Origin of the sequence: Ramlibacter sp. GCM10027632, assembly GCF_042675325.1 — a bacterium.
Lineage (GTDB): Bacteria > Pseudomonadota > Gammaproteobacteria > Burkholderiales > Burkholderiaceae_C > Ramlibacter.
On record NZ_JBHTGW010000003.1, the window covers coordinates 231,920 to 254,843 of the forward strand.

Here is a 22,924-nt window from a genome sequence, read left to right on the forward strand (position 1 = left end):
CTGGAGCCTGAGCCCCCATGGCCGACCCCATCGTCCTCTTCTTCCTTCTCGGCCTGCTTGCACGCCTGGTGCGCAGCGACCTGAAACTGCCCGACGGGCTGTACGACATCCTGTCCTTCTACCTGCTGCTGGCCATCGGCCTCAAGGGCGGCGTTGAACTGAGCCGCCAGCCCCTGGGCGAGCTGCTGCCCGAGGTGGCCGGCTGCCTGGCCCTGGGCGCGGCCATTCCCTTCATCCTGGTGCCGGTGCTGCGCGGGCTGGGCTTCAACCGCGCCGACAGCGCCTCGCTGGCCGGCCACTACGGCTCGGTGAGCGTGGTGACCTTCGCGGTCTCCGCGGCCTATGTGCAGAAGTCCGGGCTCGCGCTCGAGCCGCACGCCGCCCTGTGGGTCGCGCTGATGGAGGCCCCCGGCCTGGTCACCGCCATCTTCCTGGCCCGCTGGCCCCGCCAGGGCAGCGAAACGACGCCCTGGGCGCAGCTCGGGCATGACGTGTTCCTCGGCAAGTCGGTCCTGCTGCTGGTGGGCGGCCTGCTGATCGGCGCGGCCGCGGGCGACAGCGGCATGGCGGCGATGCAGGCCGTCTTCATCGATCCCTTCAAGGGCGTGCTGGCGCTGTTCCTGCTGGAGCTGGGCCTGGTGGTGGGCGAGCGCCTGCCCGAGATCCGCCGCTACGGCCTGCGGCTGGTGGGCTTCGCCCTGCTGGCGCCCCCGGCGCTGGCGCTGGCAGGCGCCGGCACCGGCCTGCTGCTGGACCTGACCCCGGGCGGCGTGGCCCTGCTGGCGACGCTGGCCGCCAGCGCCAGCTACATCGCGGCGCCCACCGCCATGCGCATCGCGGTCAGCGAGGCCAACTCGGCGCTCTCGATCACCGCGGCGCTGGCCATCACCTTCCCGTTCAACCTGCTGGTGGGCATCCCGCTGTACGTGCAGCTGGCGCGCTGGCTCACGGCCTGACCGGCTGATCGCCTGGCCCGGGGCGCGGGGCGGCCTCCGCGGCCGCAGGGTTACCGGAGCCAAGTCACGAAACAAAGCCCACGGCCGGGAACGCCGGGCCCGGGGCCGGCGGTGCGCGCCACTACACTGGCCGCACCCCACCCGGGACGCCCCCATGGCGCAGCCGCCCCCGACGCCGCCCCCGCCTCCCGCCGCCCCGCCCGGCCCCGCGGGCGCGCCCCCGCCGGGCCGCCCGCCCGACACCGAGTTCCTGGCCACCCTGGCCCACGAGCTGCGCAACCCGCTGGCGCCGCTGCGCAACGGCCTGCATGTCCTGCGGCACACCGGCGACCCGCACACGCGGGGGCGCACCCTGGCGATGATGGACCGGCAGGTCACGCACCTGAGCCGACTGGTCGAGGACCTGCTGGACATGTCCCGCCTGCGCGCCGGCAAGCTGGCCCTGCGGCGCCAGCGCGTGGACCTGCGCGACGCGATCCAGCACGCCACCGAGATCAGCGAGCCGCAGATCCGCGATGCCGGGCATGCCTTCGAGCTGGACCTGCCCGACGCGCCGCTGTGGGTCGACGGCGACGACACCCGCCTGTGCCAGGTGCTGTCGAACCTCCTGAACAACGCGGCGCGCTACACCCCGCGCGGCGGGCATATCGGCCTGCGCGCCTGGGAAGAGCCGGGACTGGCGGTGGTGCAGGTCCGGGACGACGGCATCGGCATCCCGCCCGAGGCCCTGCCTCGCATCTTCCGCATGTTCGCGCAGCTGCCTGCCGGCGGCGCCCAGCGCGACGCGCCGCGCGCCGGCCTGGGCATCGGGCTGGCGCTGGTCCATGCGCTGGTGAGCCTGCACGGCGGGCGGGTCACCGCGGCCAGCGCGGGTCGGGGCCAGGGCAGCAGCTTCACCGTCCGCCTGCCCCTGGTGGAGCCGCCGGCAGCCGCCGGAGCGCCCCGGGCGGAAGGGGCGGAAGGGGCGGACGGCGCCCCACCGGCCGGCCCCGCGCCGGCGCCCCTGCGGATCCTGGTGGTCGACGACAGCGAGGATGCGGCCGACAGCCTCGCCCTGCTGCTGCGCCTGGACGGGCACGCGGTGGTGGTGGCCCGCGACGGCCCGCAGGCCCTGGCCGCGGTCGCCCGCGAGGCGCCGGACGTGGTGCTGCTGGACATCGGCCTGCCGGGAATGGACGGCTATGCCGTCGCGCGTGCCTTGCGCACGCAGCAGGCCCATGGAAAACGCCCCCCGGTGCTGGTGGCCCTGACGGGCTGGGGGGCGTCGGAAGATCGGGCGCGGGCGCAGGCTTCGGGGTTTGACCACCACCTCACCAAGCCGGCCGACCTGGAGGCCCTGCGGACGCTGCTGGCCGGGGTGAAGGCCCCGGCCTGAGCGCCGCAGGGCGGGCCGCTCAGGAGGTCTTGCCGCCGTCCTTGGCGGCCGCCGCGGCGGCCTGGGCCGCGGCGAGCATGCGCAGCTGGTGCCGCTTCTTGCCGGCGGCGCGGGCTTCCTCGCTGGTGAAGCGGTGGGCGCGGCCGTGTTCATGGGCGGCCTTGCCGCCCATGCTCGCGATCTCGCGCTTCTTTTCGGGACTGAGCACCGCGAAACCGCGCTTGGCGCGGGCCGGTGGCGGGATGAGGGCCTCGGCCGCTGCGCTCGCGGCGGCCTGGCGGGCCTCGGGGGTGGATGCCGCCTCGTCGGCGGCGGTGGCTGGGGACGTGACAGTGCTACCGGTAGTGTCCATTTGGCTTCTCCCTGATTTGTTGGACATGGATGAGGCTTCAAATTCTGAAGAGCCATCCGGGGCCGTGGGTGCCGGTGGTAGCTAATTAGTTCTCGTCCTACAGAATTCCTCCGTTGTTGAGCAGGTCCCGCAAACCGTCCTCGTCGAGAACCGGGATGCCCAGCTCGCGCGCCTTGTCCAGCTTGCTGCCGGCCTCGGCGCCCGCCACCACGCAGTGCGTCTTCTTGCTCACCGACCCGGCCACCTTGGCGCCGGCGGCCTCGAGCAGCTCCTTGGCCTCGTCACGCGAGAGCGTGGGCAGCGTGCCGGTGAGGACGACGGTCTTGCCTGCCAGCGGCAGCTGGGCCTGCGGCGCGGGCTCGCCCTCGGGCCAGTGCACGCCGCAGGCGCGCAGCTGCTCCACCACCTCGCGGTTGTGGGGCTGGGCGAAGAAGGTGTGGAGGCTCTCGGCCACCACCGGGCCGACATCGGGCACCTGCAGCAGCTGGTCGACGCTGGCGTCCATGATCCGGTCCAGCGTGCCGAAGTGGCGGGCCAGGTCGCGCGCGGTGGCCTCGCCGCAGTGGCGGATGCCCAGGCCGAAGAGGAAGCGGGGCAGCGTGGTCGACTTCGACTGCTCCAGCCCCTCCAGCAGGTTCTGCGCGGACTTCTCGCCCATGCGATCGAGCGCCACCAGGTTCGCCAGGCCCAGGCGGTACAGGTCCGGCAGGGTGCGGATGATGCCGGCGTCGACCACCTGGTCCACCAGCTTCTCGCCCAGGCCCTCGATGTCCAGGGCGCGGCGCTGCGCGAAGTGCAGCAGCGCCTGCTTGCGCTGCGCCCCGCAGAACAGGCCGCCGGTGCAGCGGTAGTCGGCCTCGCCCTCCTCCCGCACCGCCTCGCTGCCGCACACGGGGCACTGGCGCGGCATGGTGAAGGGCGGGTGGTCGTGCGTGCGCGGCTCGGGGACGACGGCGACGACCTCGGGGATCACGTCGCCGGCGCGGCGCACGATGACCTGGTCGCCCACGCGTACGTCCTTGCGGCGGGCCTCGTCCTCGTTGTGCAGGGTGGCGTTGGTGACCGTCACGCCGCCCACGAACACCGGCTTGAGCTTGGCCACCGGCGTGAGCTTGCCGGTGCGGCCGACCTGCACGTCGATGGCCTCCACCGTGGTGACCATCTCCTGCGCGGGAAACTTGTGCGCCACCGCCCAGCGCGGCTCGCGGGTGACGAAGCCCAGCTGCTTCTGCAGCGCCAGGCTGTCGACCTTGTAGACCACGCCGTCGATGTCGAAGGGCAGCTGGTCGCGGTCGCGGCCCACGGCCTGGTGGTAGGCGACGAGCTCGGCGGCGCCGCGCGCGCGCTGCACGCGGGCGCAGACCGGGAAGCCCCAGGCCTTGAGGCTTTGCAGCACCTCATGGTGCGACTGCCAGTCCGGCGCGCCGACCACCTCGCCCCAGCCGTAGGTGAAGAACGACAGCGGCCGCTGCCGGGCGATCGCGGGATCGAGCTGGCGCACCGCGCCGGCCGCGGCATTGCGCGGGTTGACGAAGGTCTTCTCGTGCCGGTGGCCCTGGGCGATGCGCGCGCGCTGGTTCTCGTTGAGCGCCTCGAAGTCGTCGCGGCGCATGTAGACCTCGCCGCGCACCTCCAGCACCTCGGGCACGCCCGCCGGCAGGCGCAGCGGCACCTGGCCGATGGTGCGGATGTTCTGCGTCACGTCCTCGCCGACCTCGCCGTCCCCGCGGGTGGCGGCGCACACCAGCACGCCGCGCTCGTAGCGCAGGTTGATCGCCAGGCCGTCGAACTTGAGCTCGGCGACGTAGTCCACCGGCGGCGCGTCCTCGGACAGCCCCAGCTCGCGGCGCACGCGGGCGTCGAAGTTGATCGCACCGGTGTCCTCGATGTCGGTCTCGGTGCGGATGGACAGCATCGGCACGCGGTGGCGCACCTTGGCGAAGCCCTCCAGCGGCCTGCCCCCCACGCGCTGCGTGGGCGAGCCGGGCACGGCCAGCGAGGGGTACTGCGCCTCCAGCGCCTGCAGCTCCTGGAACAGGCGGTCGTACTCGGCGTCCGGGATCTCCGGCGCGTCGAGCACGTAGTAGCGGTGGGCGTGGTGGTGCAGCAGCTCGCGCAGGGCGTCGGCGCGCTCCTGCGCGGCGACGGGCACGCCCTCGGGGGCGTCGTCGAACAGGTCGGAAGTCAGGGGAAGCCTCAGCTGAAAAGCCGGCGGGCCTGGGGCGAGCCGGCGGACAGGTCGCGCGCGTCGAGCGTGTCGTACAGGCCCTCCAGGTCGGCGCCGATGGCGTCCAGCGCCTCGGGGCGGATCGGGTGGCCGCGGTCGTCGGTGAGCACGCCCTCCATCGACTGGCCCAGGGCGGCAGCGGCCTCGCGCATGCGCACGAAAGGCTGCTCGCTGCGCGGCACCTGGGGCACGTCGATGCTCAGCGTGAGCTCGTGCAGGGCGGCCTGCGTCGGGTCCTCGGCCAGGGCGGCCTGGGTGTCGAAGGACAGCACCAGGACCGGCGGCGCGCCGGGCACCGGCGAGGCGAGCACCATGCGTCCCGGCATCACGCCGGCGACGAAGCCCAGGCGGGCGGCGTGCTGGTGCACGTAGCCCGGGCTCCAGGCCGCGTGGCGGGCGCGCAGGCTCAGGCTCAGTTGCGCGTCGTGGGCGCTGGCGAACTGGTCCAGCTCGCGGGCGCGGGCCACCTCGTCGCGCATCTCGGGGAAGTCGGGCGTGCCGCCCACCGCGTCGGCGAAGGCCTGGGCCTTGACCACGAATTCGGAGAACTCGATCTCGTTGAGCGCGCCGTTGCGGTTGGCGAGCTGCACGCCGGCCTGGAAGGCGGTGTAGCGGTGGCCGGCGACCGGCGCCTCCCACTCGCGGGTGCGCTCGTTCTGGCCCTCGACGGCGAAGGGCTTGCTACCCACGCGGCGGGTGTGGGGCAACGCGGCGATGGCGGCGTCGCCGGAGACCACCTGGCCCTCGTCCAGACCGATCGGGGCGATGACGTCGATCAGCGCGTCCAGCCCCGGCTTGCGCTCGGGCGCGGGCACCGGGCCCAGGGGCGTGTCCTCCTCGAGGGAGGGCTCGGTCGGCTCGGGGACGGCGCCGGGCGCCATCGTCGGCTCCACCGGCGGCGCGGCAGCCTGCTCGGGCTGGCGCGGCGTGTTGCGGCGCGCGCTCCAGGCGTTCCATCCGACCAGCCCCAGCAGCGTCGCGCCACCGAGGACCGCGAGGCCCATGGAGAACTCGGTCATGCTTGCCCCCACGCTCGGCACGTTGTGTCCGTCGCTGCCCCCCGAGGGGGCGCGAGCTGGCTCGGGGCGGCCCGGCGCAGCGCTCTCATGCCACCTCCGCCATGCTGACGGCCGACTCCATGTCGACGGCCACGATGCGCGAGACGCCCTGCTCCTGCATGGTCACGCCAATGAGTTGTTCTGCCATTTCCATCGCGATCTTGTTGTGCGAGATGAAGAGGAACTGCGTGCCCTTGGACATGCTCGCCACCAGCTTGGCGTAGCGCTCGGTGTTGGCGTCGTCCAGCGGCGCGTCCACCTCGTCCAGCAGGCAGAAGGGCGCCGGGTTCAGCTGGAAGATGGCGAACACCAGGGCGATGGCGGTCAGCGCCTTCTCGCCGCCCGAGAGCAGGTGGATGGTCTGGTTCTTCTTGCCCGGGGGCTGGGCCATCACCTGCACGCCGGCGTCGAGGATCTCCTCGCCCGTCATGACGAGCTTGGCGTTGCCGCCGCCGAACAGCTCCGGGAACATCCGGCTGAAGTGCTCGTTGACGATCTTGAAGGTGCCCCCCAGGAGCTCGCGGGTCTCGCCGTCGATCTTGCGGATCGCGTCCTCCAGGGTGGTGATGGCCTCGTTCAGGTCGGCCGACTGGGCATCCAGGAACTGCTTGCGCTCGCGGGCCGAGGCCAGCTCCTCCAGCGCCGCGAGGTTGACCGCGCCCAGCGCGGTGATCTCGCGGTTCAGGCGGTCGATCTCGCCCTGCAGGCCGGCCAGGCGCACGCCGCCGGCTTCCACCGACTGGCGCACGGCCTCGAGGTCGGCCTGGGCATCGGCCAGCAGCTGGGCGTACTGCTCCAGGCCCAGGCGCGCGGCCTGCTCCTTGAGCTGCATGTCGGTGATGCGCTGGCGCAGCGGGTCGAGGGCGCGCTCCAGCGTGAGGCGGCGCTCGTCGCTGGCGCGCAGCTTGGCGGTGAGGTCGTCGTACTCGCTGCGCTTGGCGCCCAGCGCCTTCTCGCGCTCCAGCTTCAGGTCCAGCGCGTTCTGCAGGCCGGCCTGGGCGGCGGCATCGGTCAGCCGGGAGAGCTCGTCGTGCGCGCGCTGCTCCTCGGCGGCGATGCTGGTGGCCTGCTGCGTGGCGGTCTCGATGGCGCGCTGCAGCTCGGCGCGGCGGGCGTCCAGCGCACGCTGCGAGAACTGCGCCTCCTGCGCCCGGCGCTCCAGGCTGCGCTGCTGCTCGCGGGCCTCGGCCAGCCTGCGCTCGCATTCGATGACGCGCTCGTCGAGCTGGGCATGGCGCTCCTGGCTGTCGGCCAGCTGCATGTCCAGCTCCTCGAAGCGGGCCTCGGCGGTGACGCGGCGCTCCTGCAGTTCCTCGAGCAGGGCATCGACCTCGGCGAGGTCGCCGGCGATCTGCTGGCTGCGGGCGCGGGTCTGCTCGGCGAGCTGCGACAGGCGCAGCGTCTCGACCTGCAGCTCGTGGGCGCGGGCCTGGGCCTCGCTGGCCTCGCGGCGCACGCCGACCAGACGCTGCGAGGCGTCGGTGTACGCGGCCTCGGCGCGCACCAGGGCGCCGCGGGCCTCCTCCAGGATCAGGGTCTGGGCGCGCAGCTGCTTGTCCAGGTTCTCGATCTCCTGCTGGCGCGCCAGCAGGCCGGACTGCTCGGAGTCCTGGGCGAAGAAGCTCACGCTGTGGCGGCTCACCGCATGGCCCGCGGCGGTGTAGACCACCTCGCCGGGCTGCAGCCGCTCGCGCTGGGCCAGGGCGTCCTCGAAGCTGGCGGCGGTGAAGCAGCCTTGCAGCCAGTCGGCCAGCAGGGCCTTCTGGCCGGCGTCGTTCAGGCGCAGCAGGTCGGCCAGGCGCGGCAGCGCGCCGGCCGCCTCGGGCGCGGCCGCCGCCGGCGGGGTGTAGAAGGCCAGCTTGGCGGGCGGCGCGTCGGCGGCGAAGGCCTTGACCATCTCCAGGCGCGACACCTCCAGCGAGGCCAGGCGCTCGCGCAGGGCGGCCTCCAGGGCGTTCTCCCAGCCGGCCTCGATGTGGATGCGGCTCCACAGGCCCTGCAGGCCGTCGAGGCCGTGCTTCGCCAGCCAGGGCTGGAGCTTGCCGTCGGTGCGCACCTTCTCCTGCAGCGCCTTGAGCGCCTCGAGGCGGGCCGAGAGGTCGGACTGGCGCGCCGTCTGCGCGTTCAGCTCGCCCTGGCGGTGGCGGCGGTCTTCGTCGAGCGCCGGCACCTGCTCCTGCAGCTCGTGCAGGCGCGCGTCGCTGGCCTCGGCGGCCTCCTGCGCCGCGGCCAGCTGCTCCTGCAGGCCGGCCAGGCGCTGCTCGTCGGGCGCGGCCAGGGCATTGCGGTCGGACGCCAGGCGCTCGCGGCGCAGGTTCAGCTGGCGCGACTGCTCCTCGATATTGCGCTGGTCCGCCGCCAGCACCTGGATCTGCTGCTGGACCTGGGCCACGCTGCCGCGCTGCTCGGTGGACTTGGCCTGCGCCTGGCGCAGCGCCTCCTCCAGCTCGGGCAGCTGGGTCGCCTGGTCCTCGACCTGGGCGGCCAGCAGCATGGCCTGCTCCTCGGCCTCCACGCCCAGGCCGGCGAGGTTCTCCAGTTCGGCCGAGGCGTCGTCACGGCGGGCGGCCCACTGGGCGGCCTGCTCCTTCAGCTGCGCGAGGCGCTGCTCGGCGCGCTGGCGGCCCTCGACCACGAAGCGGATCTCGGCCTCCAGCCGGCCCACCTCGGCGCTGGCCTCGTAGAGCGCGCCCTGGGCCTGGTTCACCTGGTCGCCGGCGGCGTAATGGGCCTGGCGGATGGTCTCCAGCTCGGCCTCCACATGGCGCAGGTCGGCGACGCGGGACTCGAGGTCGTTGACCGCCTGGTCGGCCTCCTGCTTGAGGCGCACCTGGTCGACCTCGGCCTCGGCGCGCTTGAGGAACCACAGCTGGTGCTGCTTGAGGGTGGCGTCGGCCTGCAGGCGGTTGTATCGCTGGGCCACCTCGGCCTGCTTCTCCAGCTTGTCGAGGTTGGCGTTCAGCTCGCGCAGGATGTCCTCGACCCGGGTCAGGTTCTCGCGGGTGTCGGAGAGCCGGTTCTCGGTCTCGCGGCGGCGCTCCTTGTACTTGGAGACGCCGGCGGCCTCCTCGAGGAACAGGCGCAGCTCCTCGGGCTTGGACTCGATGATCCGGCTGATGGTGCCCTGGCCGATGATGGCGTAGGCGCGCGGGCCCAGGCCGGTGCCCAGGAACACGTCCTGCACGTCGCGGCGGCGCACCGGCTGGTTGTTGATGTAGTAGCTGCTGGTGCCGTCGCGCGTGAGCACGCGCTTGACGGCGATCTCGGCGAACTGCGACCACTGGCCGCCGGCGCGGTGGTCGGCGTTGTCGAACACCAGTTCCACCGAGGAGCGCGAGGCGGGCTTGCGGTGGGTCGTGCCGTTGAAGATCACGTCCTGCATGGACTCGCCGCGCAGCTCGCTGGCCTTGGACTCGCCCAGCACCCAGCGTACCGCGTCCATGATGTTGGACTTGCCGCAACCGTTGGGCCCGACCACGCCCACCAGCTGGCCGGGGAGCATGAAGTTGGTGGGTTCGGCGAACGACTTGAAACCCGAGAGCTTGATCGACGTCAGGCGCACGCGTGGAATCCTGTGTGTTGAAAGCAGAACCCCGCGGGCAGCGGCTGCGGGCGGGGGATCGTTGATGTTACCCGAGCGACCGCCGCGCTCCGGGGATAATCCCGGGCATGAATCCCCTGTTGGCCAAGCTGCAGCCCTACCCGTTCGAGCGGCTGCGGAAACTGTTCGCGGGCGTTGTACCGAATCCTTCTTACCGCCCGATCAGCCTGGGCATCGGTGAACCCAAGCACCCGACCCCGCCCTTCGTGCTGGAGGCCATGACGGCCGCCTTCTCCGGCCTCGCCGCCTACCCGCCCACCGCGGGCGACCCGGCCCTGCGCGCCGCCTGCGCCGGCTGGCTGGAGCGCCGCTACGGCCTGGCGCTGGACGCCGCCACCCAGGTGCTGCCGGTGAACGGCTCGCGCGAGGCGCTGTTCGCCTTCGCCCAGACCGTGATCGACCCGACGCGGGACGCGGTGGTGGTCTGCCCGAACCCGTTCTACCAGATCTACGAGGGCGCGGCCCTGCTGGCCGGGGCCACCCCGTACTACGCGCCCAGCGACCCGGCCCGCAACTTCGCGGTCGACTGGGACAGCGTGCCCGAGGAGGTCTGGCGCCGCACCCAGCTGCTGTACGTGTGCTCGCCGGGCAACCCCACCGGCGCGGTGATGCCGCTGGAGGAGTGGCGCAAGCTGTTCGAGCTGTCCGACCGCCACGGCTTCATCATCGCCTCGGACGAGTGCTACTCCGAGATCTACTTCCGCGAGGAGCCGCCCCTGGGCGGCCTGGAGGCCGCGGCCAAGATCGGGCGCGCCGGCTTCGAGCGCCTGGTGGCCTTCACCAGCCTGTCCAAGCGCTCCAACGTGCCGGGCCTGCGCTCCGGCTTCGTGGCCGGCGACGCCGCCATCCTCAAGCAGTTCCTGCTCTATCGCACCTACCACGGCAGCGCCATGAGCCCGATGGTCCAGGCCGCCAGCGTCGCCGCCTGGAACGACGAGGCCCACGTGGTCGACAACCGCGCGATGTACCGCCGGAAATTCGCCGAGGTCACGCCCCTGCTGTCCGGCGTGCTCGACGTGGCCCTGCCCGACGCCGGCTTCTACCTGTGGGCCGGCGTGCAGGGCAGCGACGAGGACTTCGCCCGCGACCTCCTCGCTCAATACAATGTCACGGTCCTGCCGGGCAGCTACCTGGCCCGCGAGGCCCAGGGCCACAACCCCGGCGCCGGCCGCATCCGCATGGCCCTGGTGGCCGACACCGCGGAATGCCTCGAGGCGGCCCAGCGCATCGTGCAATTCGTCAAAAACCGCGTCCCATCCAGAACCGAGTGAACCCCATGACCCAGCAACTGCAACAGATCATCGACACCGCGTGGGAGAACCGCGCCAGCCTGTCCCCCAAGTCCGCCCCGAAGGAAGTGGCCGACGCGGTCGAACACGTCATCGCCCAGCTGAACACCGGCAAGCTGCGCGTGGCCACCCGTGAAGGCGTGGGCCAGTGGACCGTGCACCAGTGGATCAAGAAGGCGGTGCTGCTGTCCTTCCGCCTGAAGGACAACGAGGTCATCAAGGCCGGCGAGCTGGGCTTCTACGACAAGGTGCAGACCAAGTTCGCCCACCTCACCCCCGAGGAAATGGCCGCCACCGGCGTGCGCGTGGTGCCGCCCGCCGTGGCCCGCCGCGGCAGCTACATCGCCAAGGGCGCGATCCTGATGCCCTCCTACGTGAACATCGGCGCCTACGTGGACGAAGGCACCATGGTCGACACCTGGGCCACCGTCGGCTCCTGCGCGCAGGTCGGCAAGAACGTCCACCTCTCGGGCGGCGTGGGCCTGGGCGGCGTGCTCGAGCCGCTGCAAGCCAACCCCACCATCATCGAGGACAACTGCTTCATCGGCGCCCGCTCCGAGATCGTGGAAGGCGTGATCGTCGAGGAGAACTCGGTGATCTCCATGGGCGTGTACATCGGCCAGAGCACCCCGATCTACGACCGCGCCACCGGCGAGGTGAGCTATGGCCGCGTGCCGGCCGGCTCGGTGGTGATCTCCGGCAGCCTGCCCAAGGACGGCGGCAAGTACAGCCTGTACGCCGCGATCATCGTCAAGCGCGTGGATGCCCAGACCCGCGCCAAGACCAGCCTGAACGACCTGCTGCGCGATTGAGACCGCGCACGGGCGCACCCGGGAGCCTGACATGAGCACCATGGAACGCATCCTCCGCCTCATGGCGGACAAGCAGGCTTCCGACGTGTACCTCACGGCGCACGCGCCGGCCCAGATCCGCATCCACGGCCAGTGCGTGCCGATCAACCAGCAGGTGCTGCCGCCGGATGCGCCGCGCAAGCTGCTCGCCGAGATCGTGCCGCACGACCGGCTCGTGGAGTTCGACCGCACCGGCGAGCTGAACATGGGCCACGCGGTCGAGGGCCTGGGCAACTTCCGCATCTCCGCGCTGCGCCAGCGCGGCACCTGCGCGGTGGTGGTGCGCTTCATCCCGCCGGTGATCCCGGCGCTGTCCACCCTGAACCTGCCCGCGGTGCTGGCCGACCTGGTCGTCGAACGCCGCGGCCTGGTCCTGATGGCCGGCTCCACCGGCTCGGGCAAGAGCACCACGCTGGCGGCCATGCTGGACCTGCGCAACGAGCTGATGCCGGGCCACATCCTCACCATCGAGGACCCGATCGAGTTCATCTTCCAGCACAAGCGCTCGGTGGTGAACCAGCGCGAGGTCGGCGCGGACACCGAGTCCCTGGAGGTGGCGCTGCGCAACGGCCTGCGCCAGGCGCCCGACGTGATCCTGATCGGCGAGATCCGCGACGCCGCCACCATGTCCGCCGCCCTCGCCTACGCGCAGTCCGGCCACCTGGTGATGGCCACGCTGCACGCGAACAACAGCTACCAGGCCCTGCACCGCATCCTCTCGTTCTTCCCCGAGCAGGTACGCCCCATCCTGCTCGGAGACCTCGCCGCCACGCTGCGCGCGGTGGTGAGCCAGCGGCTGCTGCGAAACCGGGCCGGCGGGCGCGTGCCCGCCGTGGAGGTGATGCTGAACACCCAGCGCGTCGCCGAGCTGATCGGCGCGGGCGACTTCACCGCGGTGAAGGAGGCGATGGAGAAGTCGATGGCCGAGGGCTCCCAGACCTTCGAGCAGGACATCGCCCGCCTCATCGCCACCGGCGCCGTCGACCAGGCCGAGGGCCTGGCCCATTGCGACTCGGCCAGCAACCTGCTGTGGCGCCTGCAGAACGACTTCAGCACGCCTGCGCCGTCCGGCCCCGCCGAGGACCCGGACGACGTGCCTTCCTTCACCGAGATCACGCTGGACGTCAAGCCGTCCTGACCGCCAACCGGCCCCATGAACAAGACCGTCTACCTCGTCGAGCAGCTGATCGCCCAGCGCTCGATCACCCCCGATGACGCCGGCTGCCAGCGCATCCTCCAGGAGCGGCTCGCGCCCCTGGGCTTCTCCTGCGAGACCATCGAGAGCGGCCCCGACAGCTTCCGCGTGACCAACCTGTGGGCCCGCCGCGCCGGCCGCTCGCCGCGCACCCTGGTCTTCGCCGGCCACACCGATGTCGTGCCCACCGGCCCGCTGGAGCAGTGGCACTCCAACCCCTTCGTGCCGCACCACCGCCACGGCAAGCTCTATGGCCGCGGCGCGGCGGACATGAAGACCTCGATCGCCGCCTTCGCCGTCGCCGTCGAGGAATTCCTCGCCGCCACCCCGGACCCGGCCCTGTCCATCGCCTTCCTCATCACCTCCGACGAGGAAGGCCCCGGCATCGATGGCACCGTGGTCGTGTGCGACCGCCTCCAGGAACGCGGCGAGCGCCTGGACTGGTGCATCGTCGGCGAGCCCACCTCGGTGGACCGGCTGGGCGACATGATCAAGAACGGCCGCCGCGGCAGCCTCAGCGGCAAGCTCACCGTCAAGGGCGTGCAGGGCCACATCGCCTATCCGCAGCTGGCGCGCAACCCGATCCACCTGGCGCTGCCCGCCCTCGCCGAGCTCACCGCGATCGAGTGGGACCGGGGCAACGAATTCTTCCAGCCCACCAGCTTCCAGGTCTCCAACATCCATGGCGGCACCGGCGCCGGCAACGTGATCCCGGGCGAGGTGGTGATCGACTTCAACTTCCGCTTCTCCCCCGAGCACACGGCCGAATCGCTGCAGAAGCGCGTCAGCCAGGTGCTGGAGCAGCACGAGCTCGAATACGCCCTTACCTGGGCCCTCAGCGGCCAGCCCTTCATCACGCCCCCGGGCGAGCTGGTGGGCGCGATCCAGCAGGCGATCCGCACCGAGACCGGCGTGGAGACCGAGCTGTCCACCACCGGCGGCACCAGCGACGGGCGCTTCATCTCGCGCATCTGCCCGCAGGTGATCGAGTTCGGGCCGGTCAACGCCAGCATCCACAAGATCGACGAGCACGTCACCGTGGCCGACATCGAGCCGCTGAAGAACATCTACCGGCGCACGCTGGAACAACTGAACGCGCTGGGCTGACCATGACCGTCATTGAACTGATCGAGGCGGGGGCCGCGAAGCTCACCGCCGCGGGGGTGGCTTTCGGCCACGGAACCACGAATGCCTTCGACGAGGCCGCCTGGCTGGTGCTGTGGCGCCTGGGCCTGCCGCTGGACGACCTCGACGCCGCGGCTGATCGCGCCGTGACCGGGGCCGAGCGCGAACAGGTCGACGCCCTCTTCGCCGAGCGCATCGCCACCCGCAAGCCCGCCGCCTACCTCACCAGGGAAGCCTGGCTGCAAGGCATCCCGTTCTACGTGGACGAGCGAGCCATCGTGCCGCGCTCCTTCATCGCCGAGCTCCTGGCCGACGGCAGCATCGACTCCTGGCTGGGCGAGCACACCCGCCGCGTGCTGGACCTGTGCACCGGCAACGGCAGCCTCGCCGTCCTGGCGGCCATGGCCTACCCGGACGTCGCGGTGGACGGCGCCGACATCTCCGACGACGCGCTGGCCGTGGCCCGCATCAACGTCGAGCGCCACCACCTGCAGGACCGCGTGCGCCTGCTGCACTCGGACGGCCTGGCCGGCGTCGACGGCGCCTATGACCTGATCCTGTGCAACCCGCCCTACGTGAACGCCGGCAGCATGGCCGCCCTGCCCGCCGAGTACCGCGCCGAGCCCGAGCTGGCCCTGGCCGGCGGTGACGACGGCATGGACTTCATCCGCCAGCTGCTGAAGGACGCGCCCGCCCGCATGACCGAACGCGCCGTGCTGGTGCTGGAAATCGGCAACGAGCGCGAGCACTTCGAGGCCGCGTTCCCGCGGCTGGCCGCGGTGTGGCTGGACACCAGCGCCGGCGAGGACCAGGTGCTGCTGCTCACGCGCGAGGCCCTGCTCGCATGATCACGCTGCGCGACGTCACCTTGCGCCGCGGCGTCAAGGTGCTGCTGGACCAGGTCTCGGTCACCCTCAACCCCGGCGAGAAGGTCGGGCTGGTGGGCCGCAATGGCGCCGGCAAGTCCACCCTCTTCGCCCTGTTCAACGGCACGCTGCACGAGGACGCCGGCGACTTCAGCCGGCCCGCCCACTGGCAGATGGCCCAGGTCGCCCAGCACATGCCGGAGACCGACGAGCCGGCCACCGCCTTCGTGCTGGCCGGTGACACCCGCCTGGTGGCCGTGCGCGAGCGCCTCGCGCGGGCCGAGGCCGCGGTGGCCGCGAACCCGGACGACGCCGAGGCCGGCATGGCCATCGCCCAGGCCCACTCCGACCTGCACGACGCCGGCGAACACGACGCCGTGCCCCGCGCCCAGAGCCTGATCCTCGGCCTGGGCTTCAAGGTCGAGGAGCTGGAGCGCCCCGTCAACAGCTTCTCCGGCGGCTGGCGCATGCGCCTGCAGCTGGCCCGCGCGCTGATGTGCCCCTCGGACCTGCTGCTGCTGGACGAGCCCACCAACCACCTGGACCTGGACGCCCTGGTCTGGCTGGAGGCCTGGCTGCAGAAGTACGCCGGCACGCTCATCGTGATTTCGCACGACCGCGAATTCCTCGACGCGGTGACCGATGTCACCCTGCACATCGACCACCAGAAGCTGGTGCGCTACGGCGGCAACTACAGCGCCTTCGAGACCCTGCGCGCGCAGCAGCTGGAGCAGCAGCAGGCCGCCTTTTCGCGCCAGCAGGACAAGATCGCCCACCTGCAGAAGTTCATCGACCGCTTCAAGGCCAAGGCCACCAAGGCCAAGCAGGCGCAAAGCCGCGTCAAGGCCCTGGAGCGCATGGAGAAGATCGCGCCGGTGCTGGCCGATGCCGACTTCTCCTTCGAGTTCAAGGAGCCGGCCAACCTGCCCAACCCGATGCTGGCGATCACCGACGCCGAGGTCGGCTACCGCACCGAGGCCGGCGACAAGACCATCGTGCGGGGCATCAACCGCTCGGTGCTGGCCGGCCAGCGCATCGGCATCCTGGGCGCCAACGGCCAGGGCAAGTCGACCCTGGTCAAGACCATCGCCCACGAGATCCCGCTGCTGGCGGGCCGCATCACCGAGGGCAAGGGCCTGTCCATCGGCTACTTCGCGCAGCAGGAGCTGGACGTGCTGCAGCCCGGCGACAACCCGCTGGAGCACATGGTGCGCCTGGCCCGCGAGGTCGGCCCCGAGGCGCGCGAGCAGGAGCTGCGCAACTTCCTGGGCAGCTTCAACTTCTCGGGCGACATGGTCTCGCAGACGGTGGGCACCATGAGCGGCGGCGAGAAGGCGCGGCTGGTGCTGGCCATGATGGTCTGGCAGCGCCCCAACCTGCTGCTGCTGGACGAGCCCACCAACCACCTCGACCTGGCCACCCGCGAGGCGCTGTCGGTGGCCCTCAACGAGTTCGAGGGCACGGTGATGCTGGTCTCGCACGACCGGGCGCTGCTGCGCGCGGTCTGCGACGAGTTCTGGCTGGTGGGCCGCGGCAGGGTCGAGCCCTTCGACGGCGACCTGGACGACTACCAGCGCTACCTGCTGGAGGAGTCGCGCCGCCTGCGCGAGGAGGCCCGCGCCGCCGCCGCCGAGGCGGCGCCGGTGGTGCCCGCCGCGCCCCGCGTCGACCCGGCCAAGGAGCGCGCGCTGCTCAATACGAAGCTGCGCCCGTTGAAGAAGGAGCTGGAGAAGGCCGAGGCGCGCATGGCCGTCCTGAACGGCGAGAAGGCGGCCCTGGAGGCCCGCCTGTCCACGCCCCTGCCCCCGGCCGAGATCGCCGACGCCGGCCGCCGCCTCAAGGCGGTGGGCGAGGAGCTCGAGGCCCTCGAGGAGCGCTGGCTCGAGCTGTCCGGCGAGATCGAGGGGATCGAGACCGCGCGCGCATGAAAAAAGGCCACCCGAAGGTGGCTCCATGGCTGGACGGCCGGCCGGGCTCAGAACTTGTAGCCCAGGCCGATCTGGACGCCGTTGACGCTCTCGGCGTGGTGCATCACGGCGCCGGTCAGGTAGAGGTTCTTGTCGAAGCGGTAGCTGGCGCCGATGCCATAGGCCAGCTCCTTGTCGGAGACCGTGGCGGTCGCGCCGCCGAGGGAGAGCTTGAAATCGGTCTTCTGGTAGCCCAGGCGGGCGAACACCTCGAAGTCGTCGGAGATCGCGTACTTGGGTTTCACGTACACGCCGACGAGGCGGTCCAGCTTGGTGTCGATGCCGGTGCCCTGGCCATCGACGGTCAGCTCGTCGCTGCCCAGGCGCAGGCCCAGCGAGGCCTCCACCGCGAGGTTCGGGTGCACCTCGTAGCCACCCGTGATCAGCAGCCCGCCGGGACTCGCCTTGAGGGCGCCGACGACATCCGACTCCTTGATGCGGAATCGCGCGTAGTTGGCCTCCCCGTACCACTGGGCCTGCGCCGCGGAGGCGGCCAGGGTGATTGCAGCGAGGGCGATGATCCTGAACTTGTTCAATTGCTTGCTCCCTTTCATGTTGAAAAGCGGGGCGATTCTGAACAGCAGGCCATGAACAAAACCTGACGCGGGCCACTGGTCCCATCCCCTCGCCGTCCGGACTGAAAGCACGTGACAAGGCGCGCCATTGAGGCCGCCCTTCGCCCTGCCGCCGAGGATGCAGACCGTGGTCACCTTGAAGCCCGTTGCCCCGGATCCAGCGGGAACCTGCCGGCATCCCGACTATGCTATGGGCGCACCGGACACCGTCCGCCACAGGGATCCACGACATGCACCTCCAGTTCCTCGGCGCCACCGACACCGTCACCGGCTCCAAGTACCTGCTCCAGCACAAGGGCTCGCGCGTGCTGGTCGACTGCGGCCTGTTCCAGGGCTTCAAGCAGCTGCGGCTTCGCAACTGGGCGCATTTCCCGGTGGACCCGGCGAGCATCGACGCGGTCGTCCTCACGCACGCCCACATCGACCACACCGGCTACCTGCCCCTGCTGGCGCGCAACGGCTTCCGCGGCCCGGTGATCTGCACGCCCGCCACCTACGACCTGTGCCGCATCCTGCTGCCCGACTGCGGCCACCTGCTCGAGGAAGAGGCCGAGTACAACAACCGCCACGGCACCAGCAAGCACCAGCCCGCCCTGCCCCTGTACACGCGCGACGACGCGGTGCGCTGCCTCAAGCAGTTCAAGCCGGTGAAGCACGGCGGCGACTGGTCGCCGGCGCCGGGCCTGCAGGGGCGATTCCAGCCCTCGGGCCACATGCCGGGTTCGTCCTTCGTGCGCATCGACGACGGCCGCCGCTCGGTGCTGTTCTCCGGCGACATCGGCCGCCCGCACGACCTGGTGCTCAAGCCCCCGGTCACGCCCGAGGCGGCCGACTACCTCGTGGTCGAATCGACCTACGGCGACCGCGCCCACCTCGCCAGCGACCCGCTGGACCTGCTGGCCGACGTGATCAACCGCACCGCGGCCCGCGGTGGCGTGGTGGTGATCCCTGCCTTCGCCGTGGGGCGGGCGCAGAGCCTGCTCTATTGCATCCACCTGCTGAAGTCGCGCGGCCTGATCCACCACCTGCCCGTCTATCTGAACAGCCCGATGGCGGCCAGCGCCACGCAGGTGTACCTCAAGCACCACGAGCAGCTGCGACTCAGCGCGCAGGAGTGCGCCGAGGTCGAGAACACCGCGCACATCGTGCAGTCGGCCGAGGAGTCTCGCCTGCTGAACGCGCGCAAGGGGCCGATGGTGATCATCGCGGCCAGCGGCATGGCCACCGGCGGCCGGGTGGTGCACCACCTGCAGGCCTTCGCACCGGACAAGCGCAACACCATCCTGCTGGCCGGCTTCCAGGCTGGCGGCACGCGCGGCGCGGCCCTGGCCGGCGGGGCGAAGACGCTGCGCATCTTCGGCGAGGAGGTTCCGGTGCGCGCCGAGGTCGCCCAGCTCGACCACCTCTCGGCCCACGCCGACGCCGACGAGATCCTGGCCTGGCTCGGTACCTTCTCGCGCGCCCCGAAGACCACCTTCATCACGCACGGCGAGCCGCCGGCGGCCGACGCCCTGCGCCAGCGCATCGAGCGCACCCTGGGGTGGGACTGCCACATGCCGTTCTACACGGAGACGGTGGATCTCGCCTGAGGCCCGCGCCTGGCGTTCTCCGCCCCTCGCACAGGCGCGCGAAGGTGGCCGGGGAGTTGTCCCGTGCGCCTGTGGGCGAGGCTGTGGAAAGCCGCGTGGAAAACCCGCGCAGGCCGCGCCAGGCCTCGCTCTCCAGACTTCGCCTAATTTTTGTGCAGCAGCGGGAAACGCCAGACGACCACCGCGAAGACCGCGCAGCCCAGGGCCACCACGATGGAGGCGCCGGCCAGCAGGGGCTCGACCTGCGGCCGGCCGGTGAACAGGGTCCACAGCATCACCATCATCACGAAGTGCGCGGGCACGTAGACCCAGAAATGGACCTTGGCCAGCACGCTGCGCCCGGCCTCGGGCACGAGGCGGTAGTACAGGCCGAACAGGGCCATCGTGACCCAGCCCAGGAGGTTCAGGTGCGCATGCACCGGGTGCATCGAGTGGTCGTGGCTGGCGGCCATGTGCAGGCCAAGGCCAACGCCGACCAGCAGGTAAAGGACGGAAAGGCGCAGAAACCAGGCAGCCGGGTTCGTCATGCGGACTCCTTCACGGGCGTTGACAGGCCAGAGGTATAGACGCGCCCCGGGGCATGCGCAACTCCGGCTCCCCGGCCCTTGAGGGAGCAGGGGTCCTCTCCTAGACTGAAGGTTCCTCACCGGGCCTCGGTGATGGTCAACCTGCACAGGAGTGCGCCGATGCCGAATCCCGTCAACGAATCCATCGCCGCGCACTACACGCGCTCGGACCTGGGCAGCGTCATCCTGGCGGCGCTGGAAGGCGCGGGCAAGGACCTCGGCCGCCTCACGCCGCAGGACCTGGCGCCGGTCGACGAGTTCCATATCCGCGGCCGCGCGGCAACGCTCGAACTCGCGCGGGCCGCCGGGCTCGACGCCTCGATGCGCGTGCTCGACGTCGGCTGCGGCGTCGGCGGCACCTCGCGATGCCTGGCCCGGGAATTCGGCTGCAGCGTGACCGGACTGGACCTCACCGACGCATACTGCCGCGCCGCCGCACTGCTCACCGAAAAGGTCGGCCTCGCGGACCGGATCGAGTATCGGCAGGGTGACGCCACCGACCTGCCGTTCGACGATGGCGCGTTCGATGTCGTCTGGACCGAGCACGTGGCCATGAACATCCCCGACAAGCCCCGGCTTTACCGCGAGATGCACCGGGTCCTGAAGCCGGGGGGCACGCTGGCGATCTACGACGTGCTGGCCGGCCCGGGCGGCCCGGTGCTGTATCCCGTGCCGTGGGCGCGCACGCCGGACACCAGCTTCCTCGTGTCCCCGGCCGAGTTGCGCCGGCTCGTCGAGGACGCCGGCTTCACGGTGACCGACTGGTCCGACACGACGGAAGCGGCGCGCACGTGGTTCGTGGCCCTGGTCGAGAAGATCCGCAACGAGGGCCTTCCGCCCCTCGGGTTCCACCTGCTGCTGGGGCCCGACTTCAAGGAGATGGCGCAGAACCAGGGACGCAACCTCCAGGAGGGGCGGATCGCCCTCGGGCAGGTGGTCGCGAGGAAGTAGGCGGCGCCCGGAAATAAAAAGAGCCTGCCGCTTTCGCGACAGGCTCTTCAAAATTTTGGTAGGACGTGCAGGATTCGAACCTGCGACCAACGGATTAAAAGTCCGCTGCTCTACCAACTGAGCTAACGTCCCACGACGGTCTGATCACCGTGTGTGTCACTGCAATTCATCATTGCAGCGCAGCCCATGAGTATAACCTAGTTTTTTCCGTTTTTACGACTGCCCTGTCGCGCGATGCGATCGAGCACCCAGCCCGCGGCGCACTGGCCGAACGTGGCGGTCACGCTCACGACCGAGCCGTAGCCGTGGCAATTGAGCGAGCCATCGCCCTCGACCGCGCAGGAGGCGTCGGGCGGTGCGACCGCCTCGCGGCTGAACACGCAGGACACGCCGATCGCCTTGCCCTCGCGCGGTGCGCCGTGGAACTTGCGCAGGCGGTAGCGCAGCTGGGCCAGCAGCGGGTCGTGCGTGGTGCGCGCCAGGTCGTCGATGTCGACCTTGTGCGCCTCGCGCTTGCCGCCCGCCGCGCCCACGCTGATGAACAGCGATCGCGTGCGCAGCGCCCAGTCGGCCATGGCCTCCTTGGCGCGCACCTGGTCGCAGGCATCGATCACCGCGTCGACGCCCTGCGGCAGCAGGTGCGGCCAGTTGCCCGGCTCGACGAACTCCTCGATGCCGTGCACCGTGCAGCGCGGGTGAATCTGGCCGATGCGCTCGCGCATGGCCTGCACCTTGGACTGGCCCACCGTGGCGGTGAGCGCGTGGATCTGCCGGTTGATGTTGGACTCGGCCACATGGTCCAGGTCGATGAGGGTCAGCTCCCCCACGCCGCTGCGCGCCAGCGCCTCGGCGGCCCAGGAGCCGACGCCGCCGATGCCGACCACGGCCACATGGGCCTCGCGGATCTGCGCGGCGCCGAGCACGCCGTACAGGCGTTCGAGCCCGCCGAAGCGGCGCTGCAGGTCGGCGTCCAGGTCGAGTGCGGTCACGGGATCGAGGCGTCCCGCGTCACTTCAGCTTGGCCAGGCGCTCGCGCGCAGCGGCGGCGGCCTCGGACTGCGGGTAGGCCTTGGTCAGGTCGGTCAGCGTCACGCGAGCCGCCTTGGTGTCCTTCAGCTCGATCTGGCAGTTGGCGATGGACAGCACGGCCTCGGGCGCACGCGCATGGTCCGGCGCCTCCTGCAGCATCGCGCGGAAGGTGCCGATCGCGCCGCGCAGGTCGCGCGTCGCGTACTGCGCATTCCCCAGCCAGAACAGCGCCGAGGCCCGGTAGCCGGACGTGGCGTAGCGGCGGGTGAAATCGCCAAATGAGACCAGCGCCGCGGCGAAGTCACCCTTGCGGAACACGCCGAGGGCGGCCTCGTAGTCACGCTGCTCGGCGGGGTCGGCCATGAACTCGCGGCCATCGACCGTGACCTTGACCGGCTCGAACTTGCGCAGGCGCTCCTCCACGCCCTGGGCCACGTCCTTCTGGCGGCGCTGCAGCTCGGCGATCTCGCGGGCGAACTGCTCGTCCTGCCCGCGCAGGCGCGCCAGCTCGCCGCGCAGCGAATCGATCTGCGTCTGCAGGTCCAGCAGGCTGCGACGCAGCTGGCTGGCGTCGTCGCCGGACTTGCGCAGGTCCTCGGCCTGGCGCTCGATGACCTGGCGCTGGGCCTCCACCCGCTGGCGCAGGTCGAGGATGGCGCGGCGGGCCTCGTCGTCCTCGAACAGCGCATGCGCGGGCTGGGCCGCCAAGGCGGCCGCCGCCAGCGCGCAGGCGGACATCAGGGAGCGGGTGACGGCGCGCATCAGCGGTACGTGATCTCGGCGCGGCGGTTCTTCGACCAGGCCGCCTCGTCACTGCCCTGCACCGCCGGCTTCTCCTTGCCGAAGCTCACGGCCTCGACCTGGTTGTCGGCCACGCCGAGCAGGCCCAGCGAGCGGCGCACGGCTTCGGCGCGGCGCTGGCCCAGGGCCAGGTTGTACTCGCGGCCGCCGCGCTCGTCGGTGTGGCCCTCGATGGAGATGCGGCGCGCGGCGTTGGCCTTGAGGTAGCGCGCGTGGCCTTCGATCAGCGACTGGAACTCGGGCTTGATGACGTAGCTGTCGTAATCGAAGTAGACGATGCGGGCCACGCCCACCGGGCCGGCCGCCTGGCTGGCCGGGTCGATCGCGTTCACCGGGGCGACGCGGCTCTGCGTGGCGTTGGGGTTGGCGCCGCCCGCGCCGGCGCCGGTACCGGTGCCCGCCGCCTTGCCACTGCGGTCCTCGACCGGGACGTTCTCGTCCAGCTTCACGCTGGAGGAGCAGCCTGCCAGGAAGGCGGCAACGGCCGTGGCCAGGACGAGGCGGGTGAGGTGCTTGTGCATTCTGGGGTCTCCTGCTACTGCTTGGTCAAT

19 protein-coding genes and 1 tRNA gene are annotated in these 22,924 nt (G+C 71.3%); 10 read left to right on the top strand and 10 right to left on the bottom strand.

From position 1 onward, the window contains the following. Positions 1 to 17: 17 nt before the first annotated feature. Together ACFQZY_RS07070 and ACFQZY_RS07075 are read left to right on the top strand one after the other, a co-directional pair. Entirely contained in the window at positions 18 to 956 is a 939-nt protein-coding gene (locus ACFQZY_RS07070; protein WP_377414373.1) for a sodium-dependent bicarbonate transport family permease, read from the top strand. 154 nt (positions 957 to 1,110) lie between these two features. Continuing rightward, complete coding sequence (locus tag ACFQZY_RS07075) at positions 1,111 to 2,331, top strand: ATP-binding protein (protein ID WP_377414376.1); 1,221 nt, start codon at positions 1,111 to 1,113, stop codon at positions 2,329 to 2,331. Positions 2,332 to 2,350: 19 nt separating this feature from the next. Here ACFQZY_RS07075 and ACFQZY_RS07080 read toward each other — a convergent pair whose 3' ends face one another. From ACFQZY_RS07080 to smc, 4 genes are all read right to left on the bottom strand, one after another. Continuing rightward, positions 2,351 to 2,683, bottom strand: coding sequence for a KGG domain-containing protein (locus tag ACFQZY_RS07080; RefSeq protein ID WP_377414379.1), 333 nt, complete (start codon positions 2,681 to 2,683; stop codon positions 2,351 to 2,353). A 97-nt stretch (positions 2,684 to 2,780) separates the two neighbouring features. Beyond that, a complete protein-coding gene (ligA, locus tag ACFQZY_RS07085; RefSeq protein WP_377414381.1) occupies positions 2,781 to 4,835 on the bottom strand; it encodes an NAD-dependent DNA ligase LigA in 2,055 nt (684 codons plus the stop codon). A gap of 44 nt (positions 4,836 to 4,879) precedes the next feature. Then, the gene (locus ACFQZY_RS07090; protein ID WP_377414384.1) at positions 4,880 to 5,929 is read right to left on the bottom strand and encodes a cell division protein FtsZ; all 1,050 of its coding nucleotides are present in this window, start codon (positions 5,927 to 5,929) and stop codon (positions 4,880 to 4,882) included. Positions 5,930 to 6,014: 85 nt separating this feature from the next. Then, entirely contained in the window at positions 6,015 to 9,530 is a 3,516-nt protein-coding gene (gene smc / locus ACFQZY_RS07095) for a chromosome segregation protein SMC (protein WP_377414386.1), read from the bottom strand. 107 nt (positions 9,531 to 9,637) lie between these two features. Here smc and dapC point away from each other — a divergent pair, with 107 nt between their 5' ends. From dapC to ACFQZY_RS07125, 6 genes are read left to right on the top strand one after another with little or no spacing between them, the layout of a single operon-like run. After that, positions 9,638 to 10,840, top strand: a complete 1,203-nt coding sequence (gene dapC, locus ACFQZY_RS07100) for a succinyldiaminopimelate transaminase (protein WP_377414388.1) — start codon at positions 9,638 to 9,640, stop codon at positions 10,838 to 10,840. A 5-nt stretch (positions 10,841 to 10,845) separates the two neighbouring features. Then, the gene (gene dapD, locus ACFQZY_RS07105; protein ID WP_377414390.1) at positions 10,846 to 11,670 is read left to right on the top strand and encodes a 2,3,4,5-tetrahydropyridine-2,6-dicarboxylate N-succinyltransferase; all 825 of its coding nucleotides are present in this window, start codon (positions 10,846 to 10,848) and stop codon (positions 11,668 to 11,670) included. Between the two features lie 31 nt (positions 11,671 to 11,701). After that, positions 11,702 to 12,847, top strand: a complete 1,146-nt coding sequence (locus tag ACFQZY_RS07110; protein ID WP_377414392.1) for a PilT/PilU family type 4a pilus ATPase — start codon at positions 11,702 to 11,704, stop codon at positions 12,845 to 12,847. Positions 12,848 to 12,862: 15 nt separating this feature from the next. After that, positions 12,863 to 14,011 carry a succinyl-diaminopimelate desuccinylase gene (dapE, locus tag ACFQZY_RS07115; RefSeq protein ID WP_377414394.1) on the top strand — a complete coding sequence of 383 codons (1,149 nt, stop codon included), beginning with the start codon at positions 12,863 to 12,865 and terminating at the stop codon, positions 14,009 to 14,011. 2 nt (positions 14,012 to 14,013) lie between these two features. Continuing rightward, the gene (gene prmB, locus ACFQZY_RS07120; RefSeq protein ID WP_377414397.1) at positions 14,014 to 14,877 is read left to right on the top strand and encodes a 50S ribosomal protein L3 N(5)-glutamine methyltransferase; all 864 of its coding nucleotides are present in this window, start codon (positions 14,014 to 14,016) and stop codon (positions 14,875 to 14,877) included. Beyond that, on the top strand, positions 14,874 to 16,823 hold the full coding sequence (locus ACFQZY_RS07125; protein WP_377414399.1) for an ABC-F family ATP-binding cassette domain-containing protein: 1,950 nt from the start codon (positions 14,874 to 14,876) through the stop codon (positions 16,821 to 16,823). Before prmB ends, ACFQZY_RS07125 begins: the two co-directional genes overlap by 4 nt. Before the next feature lie 47 nt (positions 16,824 to 16,870). On the opposite strand, the gene ACFQZY_RS07130 is transcribed toward ACFQZY_RS07125, so the two are convergent. Further along, positions 16,871 to 17,398: a porin family protein gene (locus ACFQZY_RS07130; protein ID WP_377414401.1), complete on the bottom strand. Its 528-nt coding sequence runs from the start codon at positions 17,396 to 17,398 to the stop codon at positions 16,871 to 16,873. Between the two features lie 269 nt (positions 17,399 to 17,667). Between ACFQZY_RS07130 and ACFQZY_RS07135 the strand changes: the two genes are divergently transcribed. Further along, positions 17,668 to 19,026, top strand: coding sequence for an MBL fold metallo-hydrolase RNA specificity domain-containing protein (locus ACFQZY_RS07135; protein ID WP_377414403.1), 1,359 nt, complete (start codon positions 17,668 to 17,670; stop codon positions 19,024 to 19,026). Positions 19,027 to 19,169: 143 nt separating this feature from the next. Here ACFQZY_RS07135 and ACFQZY_RS07140 read toward each other — a convergent pair whose 3' ends face one another. After that, complete coding sequence (locus ACFQZY_RS07140; RefSeq protein WP_377414406.1) at positions 19,170 to 19,553, bottom strand: hypothetical protein; 384 nt, start codon at positions 19,551 to 19,553, stop codon at positions 19,170 to 19,172. A gap of 159 nt (positions 19,554 to 19,712) precedes the next feature. Here ACFQZY_RS07140 and ACFQZY_RS07145 point away from each other — a divergent pair, with 159 nt between their 5' ends. Continuing rightward, complete coding sequence (locus ACFQZY_RS07145; RefSeq protein ID WP_377414408.1) at positions 19,713 to 20,543, top strand: class I SAM-dependent methyltransferase; 831 nt, start codon at positions 19,713 to 19,715, stop codon at positions 20,541 to 20,543. A 56-nt stretch (positions 20,544 to 20,599) separates the two neighbouring features. On the opposite strand, the gene ACFQZY_RS07150 is transcribed toward ACFQZY_RS07145, so the two are convergent. From ACFQZY_RS07150 to pal, 4 genes are all read right to left on the bottom strand, one after another. After that, positions 20,600 to 20,675 (bottom strand) — tRNA-Lys (locus ACFQZY_RS07150). 65 nt (positions 20,676 to 20,740) lie between these two features. Further along, complete coding sequence (locus ACFQZY_RS07155) at positions 20,741 to 21,532, bottom strand: ThiF family adenylyltransferase (RefSeq protein ID WP_377414411.1); 792 nt, start codon at positions 21,530 to 21,532, stop codon at positions 20,741 to 20,743. Positions 21,533 to 21,551: 19 nt separating this feature from the next. Further along, positions 21,552 to 22,334 carry a tol-pal system protein YbgF gene (gene ybgF / locus ACFQZY_RS07160; protein WP_377414414.1) on the bottom strand — a complete coding sequence of 261 codons (783 nt, stop codon included), beginning with the start codon at positions 22,332 to 22,334 and terminating at the stop codon, positions 21,552 to 21,554. Further along, complete coding sequence (gene pal / locus ACFQZY_RS07165) at positions 22,334 to 22,894, bottom strand: peptidoglycan-associated lipoprotein Pal (protein WP_377414417.1); 561 nt, start codon at positions 22,892 to 22,894, stop codon at positions 22,334 to 22,336. The genes ybgF and pal overlap by 1 nt, the downstream gene beginning before the upstream one ends. Positions 22,895 to 22,924 lie beyond the last annotated feature (30 nt).

What these genes read in the sequence shown, in the direction of transcription:
- ACFQZY_RS07135 (WP_377414403.1), top strand. Translation starts at nt 17,668, where the DNA reads ATGCACCTCCAGTTCCTCGGCGCCACCGACACCGTCACCGGCTCCAAG.
- ybgF (WP_377414414.1), bottom strand. Translation starts at nt 22,334, where the DNA reads ATGCGCGCCGTCACCCGCTCCCTGATGTCCGCCTGCGCGCTGGCGGCG.
- ACFQZY_RS07140 (WP_377414406.1), bottom strand. Translation starts at nt 19,553, where the DNA reads ATGACGAACCCGGCTGCCTGGTTTCTGCGCCTTTCCGTCCTTTACCTG.
- ACFQZY_RS07070 (WP_377414373.1), top strand. Translation starts at nt 18, where the DNA reads ATGGCCGACCCCATCGTCCTCTTCTTCCTTCTCGGCCTGCTTGCACGC.
- dapC (WP_377414388.1), top strand. Translation starts at nt 9,638, where the DNA reads ATGAATCCCCTGTTGGCCAAGCTGCAGCCCTACCCGTTCGAGCGGCTG.
- ACFQZY_RS07145 (WP_377414408.1), top strand. Translation starts at nt 19,713, where the DNA reads ATGCCGAATCCCGTCAACGAATCCATCGCCGCGCACTACACGCGCTCG.
- ACFQZY_RS07125 (WP_377414399.1), top strand. Translation starts at nt 14,874, where the DNA reads ATGATCACGCTGCGCGACGTCACCTTGCGCCGCGGCGTCAAGGTGCTG.
- prmB (WP_377414397.1), top strand. Translation starts at nt 14,014, where the DNA reads ATGACCGTCATTGAACTGATCGAGGCGGGGGCCGCGAAGCTCACCGCC.
- ACFQZY_RS07110 (WP_377414392.1), top strand. Translation starts at nt 11,702, where the DNA reads ATGAGCACCATGGAACGCATCCTCCGCCTCATGGCGGACAAGCAGGCT.
- pal (WP_377414417.1), bottom strand. Translation starts at nt 22,894, where the DNA reads ATGCACAAGCACCTCACCCGCCTCGTCCTGGCCACGGCCGTTGCCGCC.
- dapE (WP_377414394.1), top strand. Translation starts at nt 12,863, where the DNA reads ATGAACAAGACCGTCTACCTCGTCGAGCAGCTGATCGCCCAGCGCTCG.
- ACFQZY_RS07080 (WP_377414379.1), bottom strand. Translation starts at nt 2,683, where the DNA reads ATGGACACTACCGGTAGCACTGTCACGTCCCCAGCCACCGCCGCCGAC.
- dapD (WP_377414390.1), top strand. Translation starts at nt 10,846, where the DNA reads ATGACCCAGCAACTGCAACAGATCATCGACACCGCGTGGGAGAACCGC.
- ACFQZY_RS07090 (WP_377414384.1), bottom strand. Translation starts at nt 5,929, where the DNA reads ATGACCGAGTTCTCCATGGGCCTCGCGGTCCTCGGTGGCGCGACGCTG.
- ACFQZY_RS07075 (WP_377414376.1), top strand. Translation starts at nt 1,111, where the DNA reads ATGGCGCAGCCGCCCCCGACGCCGCCCCCGCCTCCCGCCGCCCCGCCC.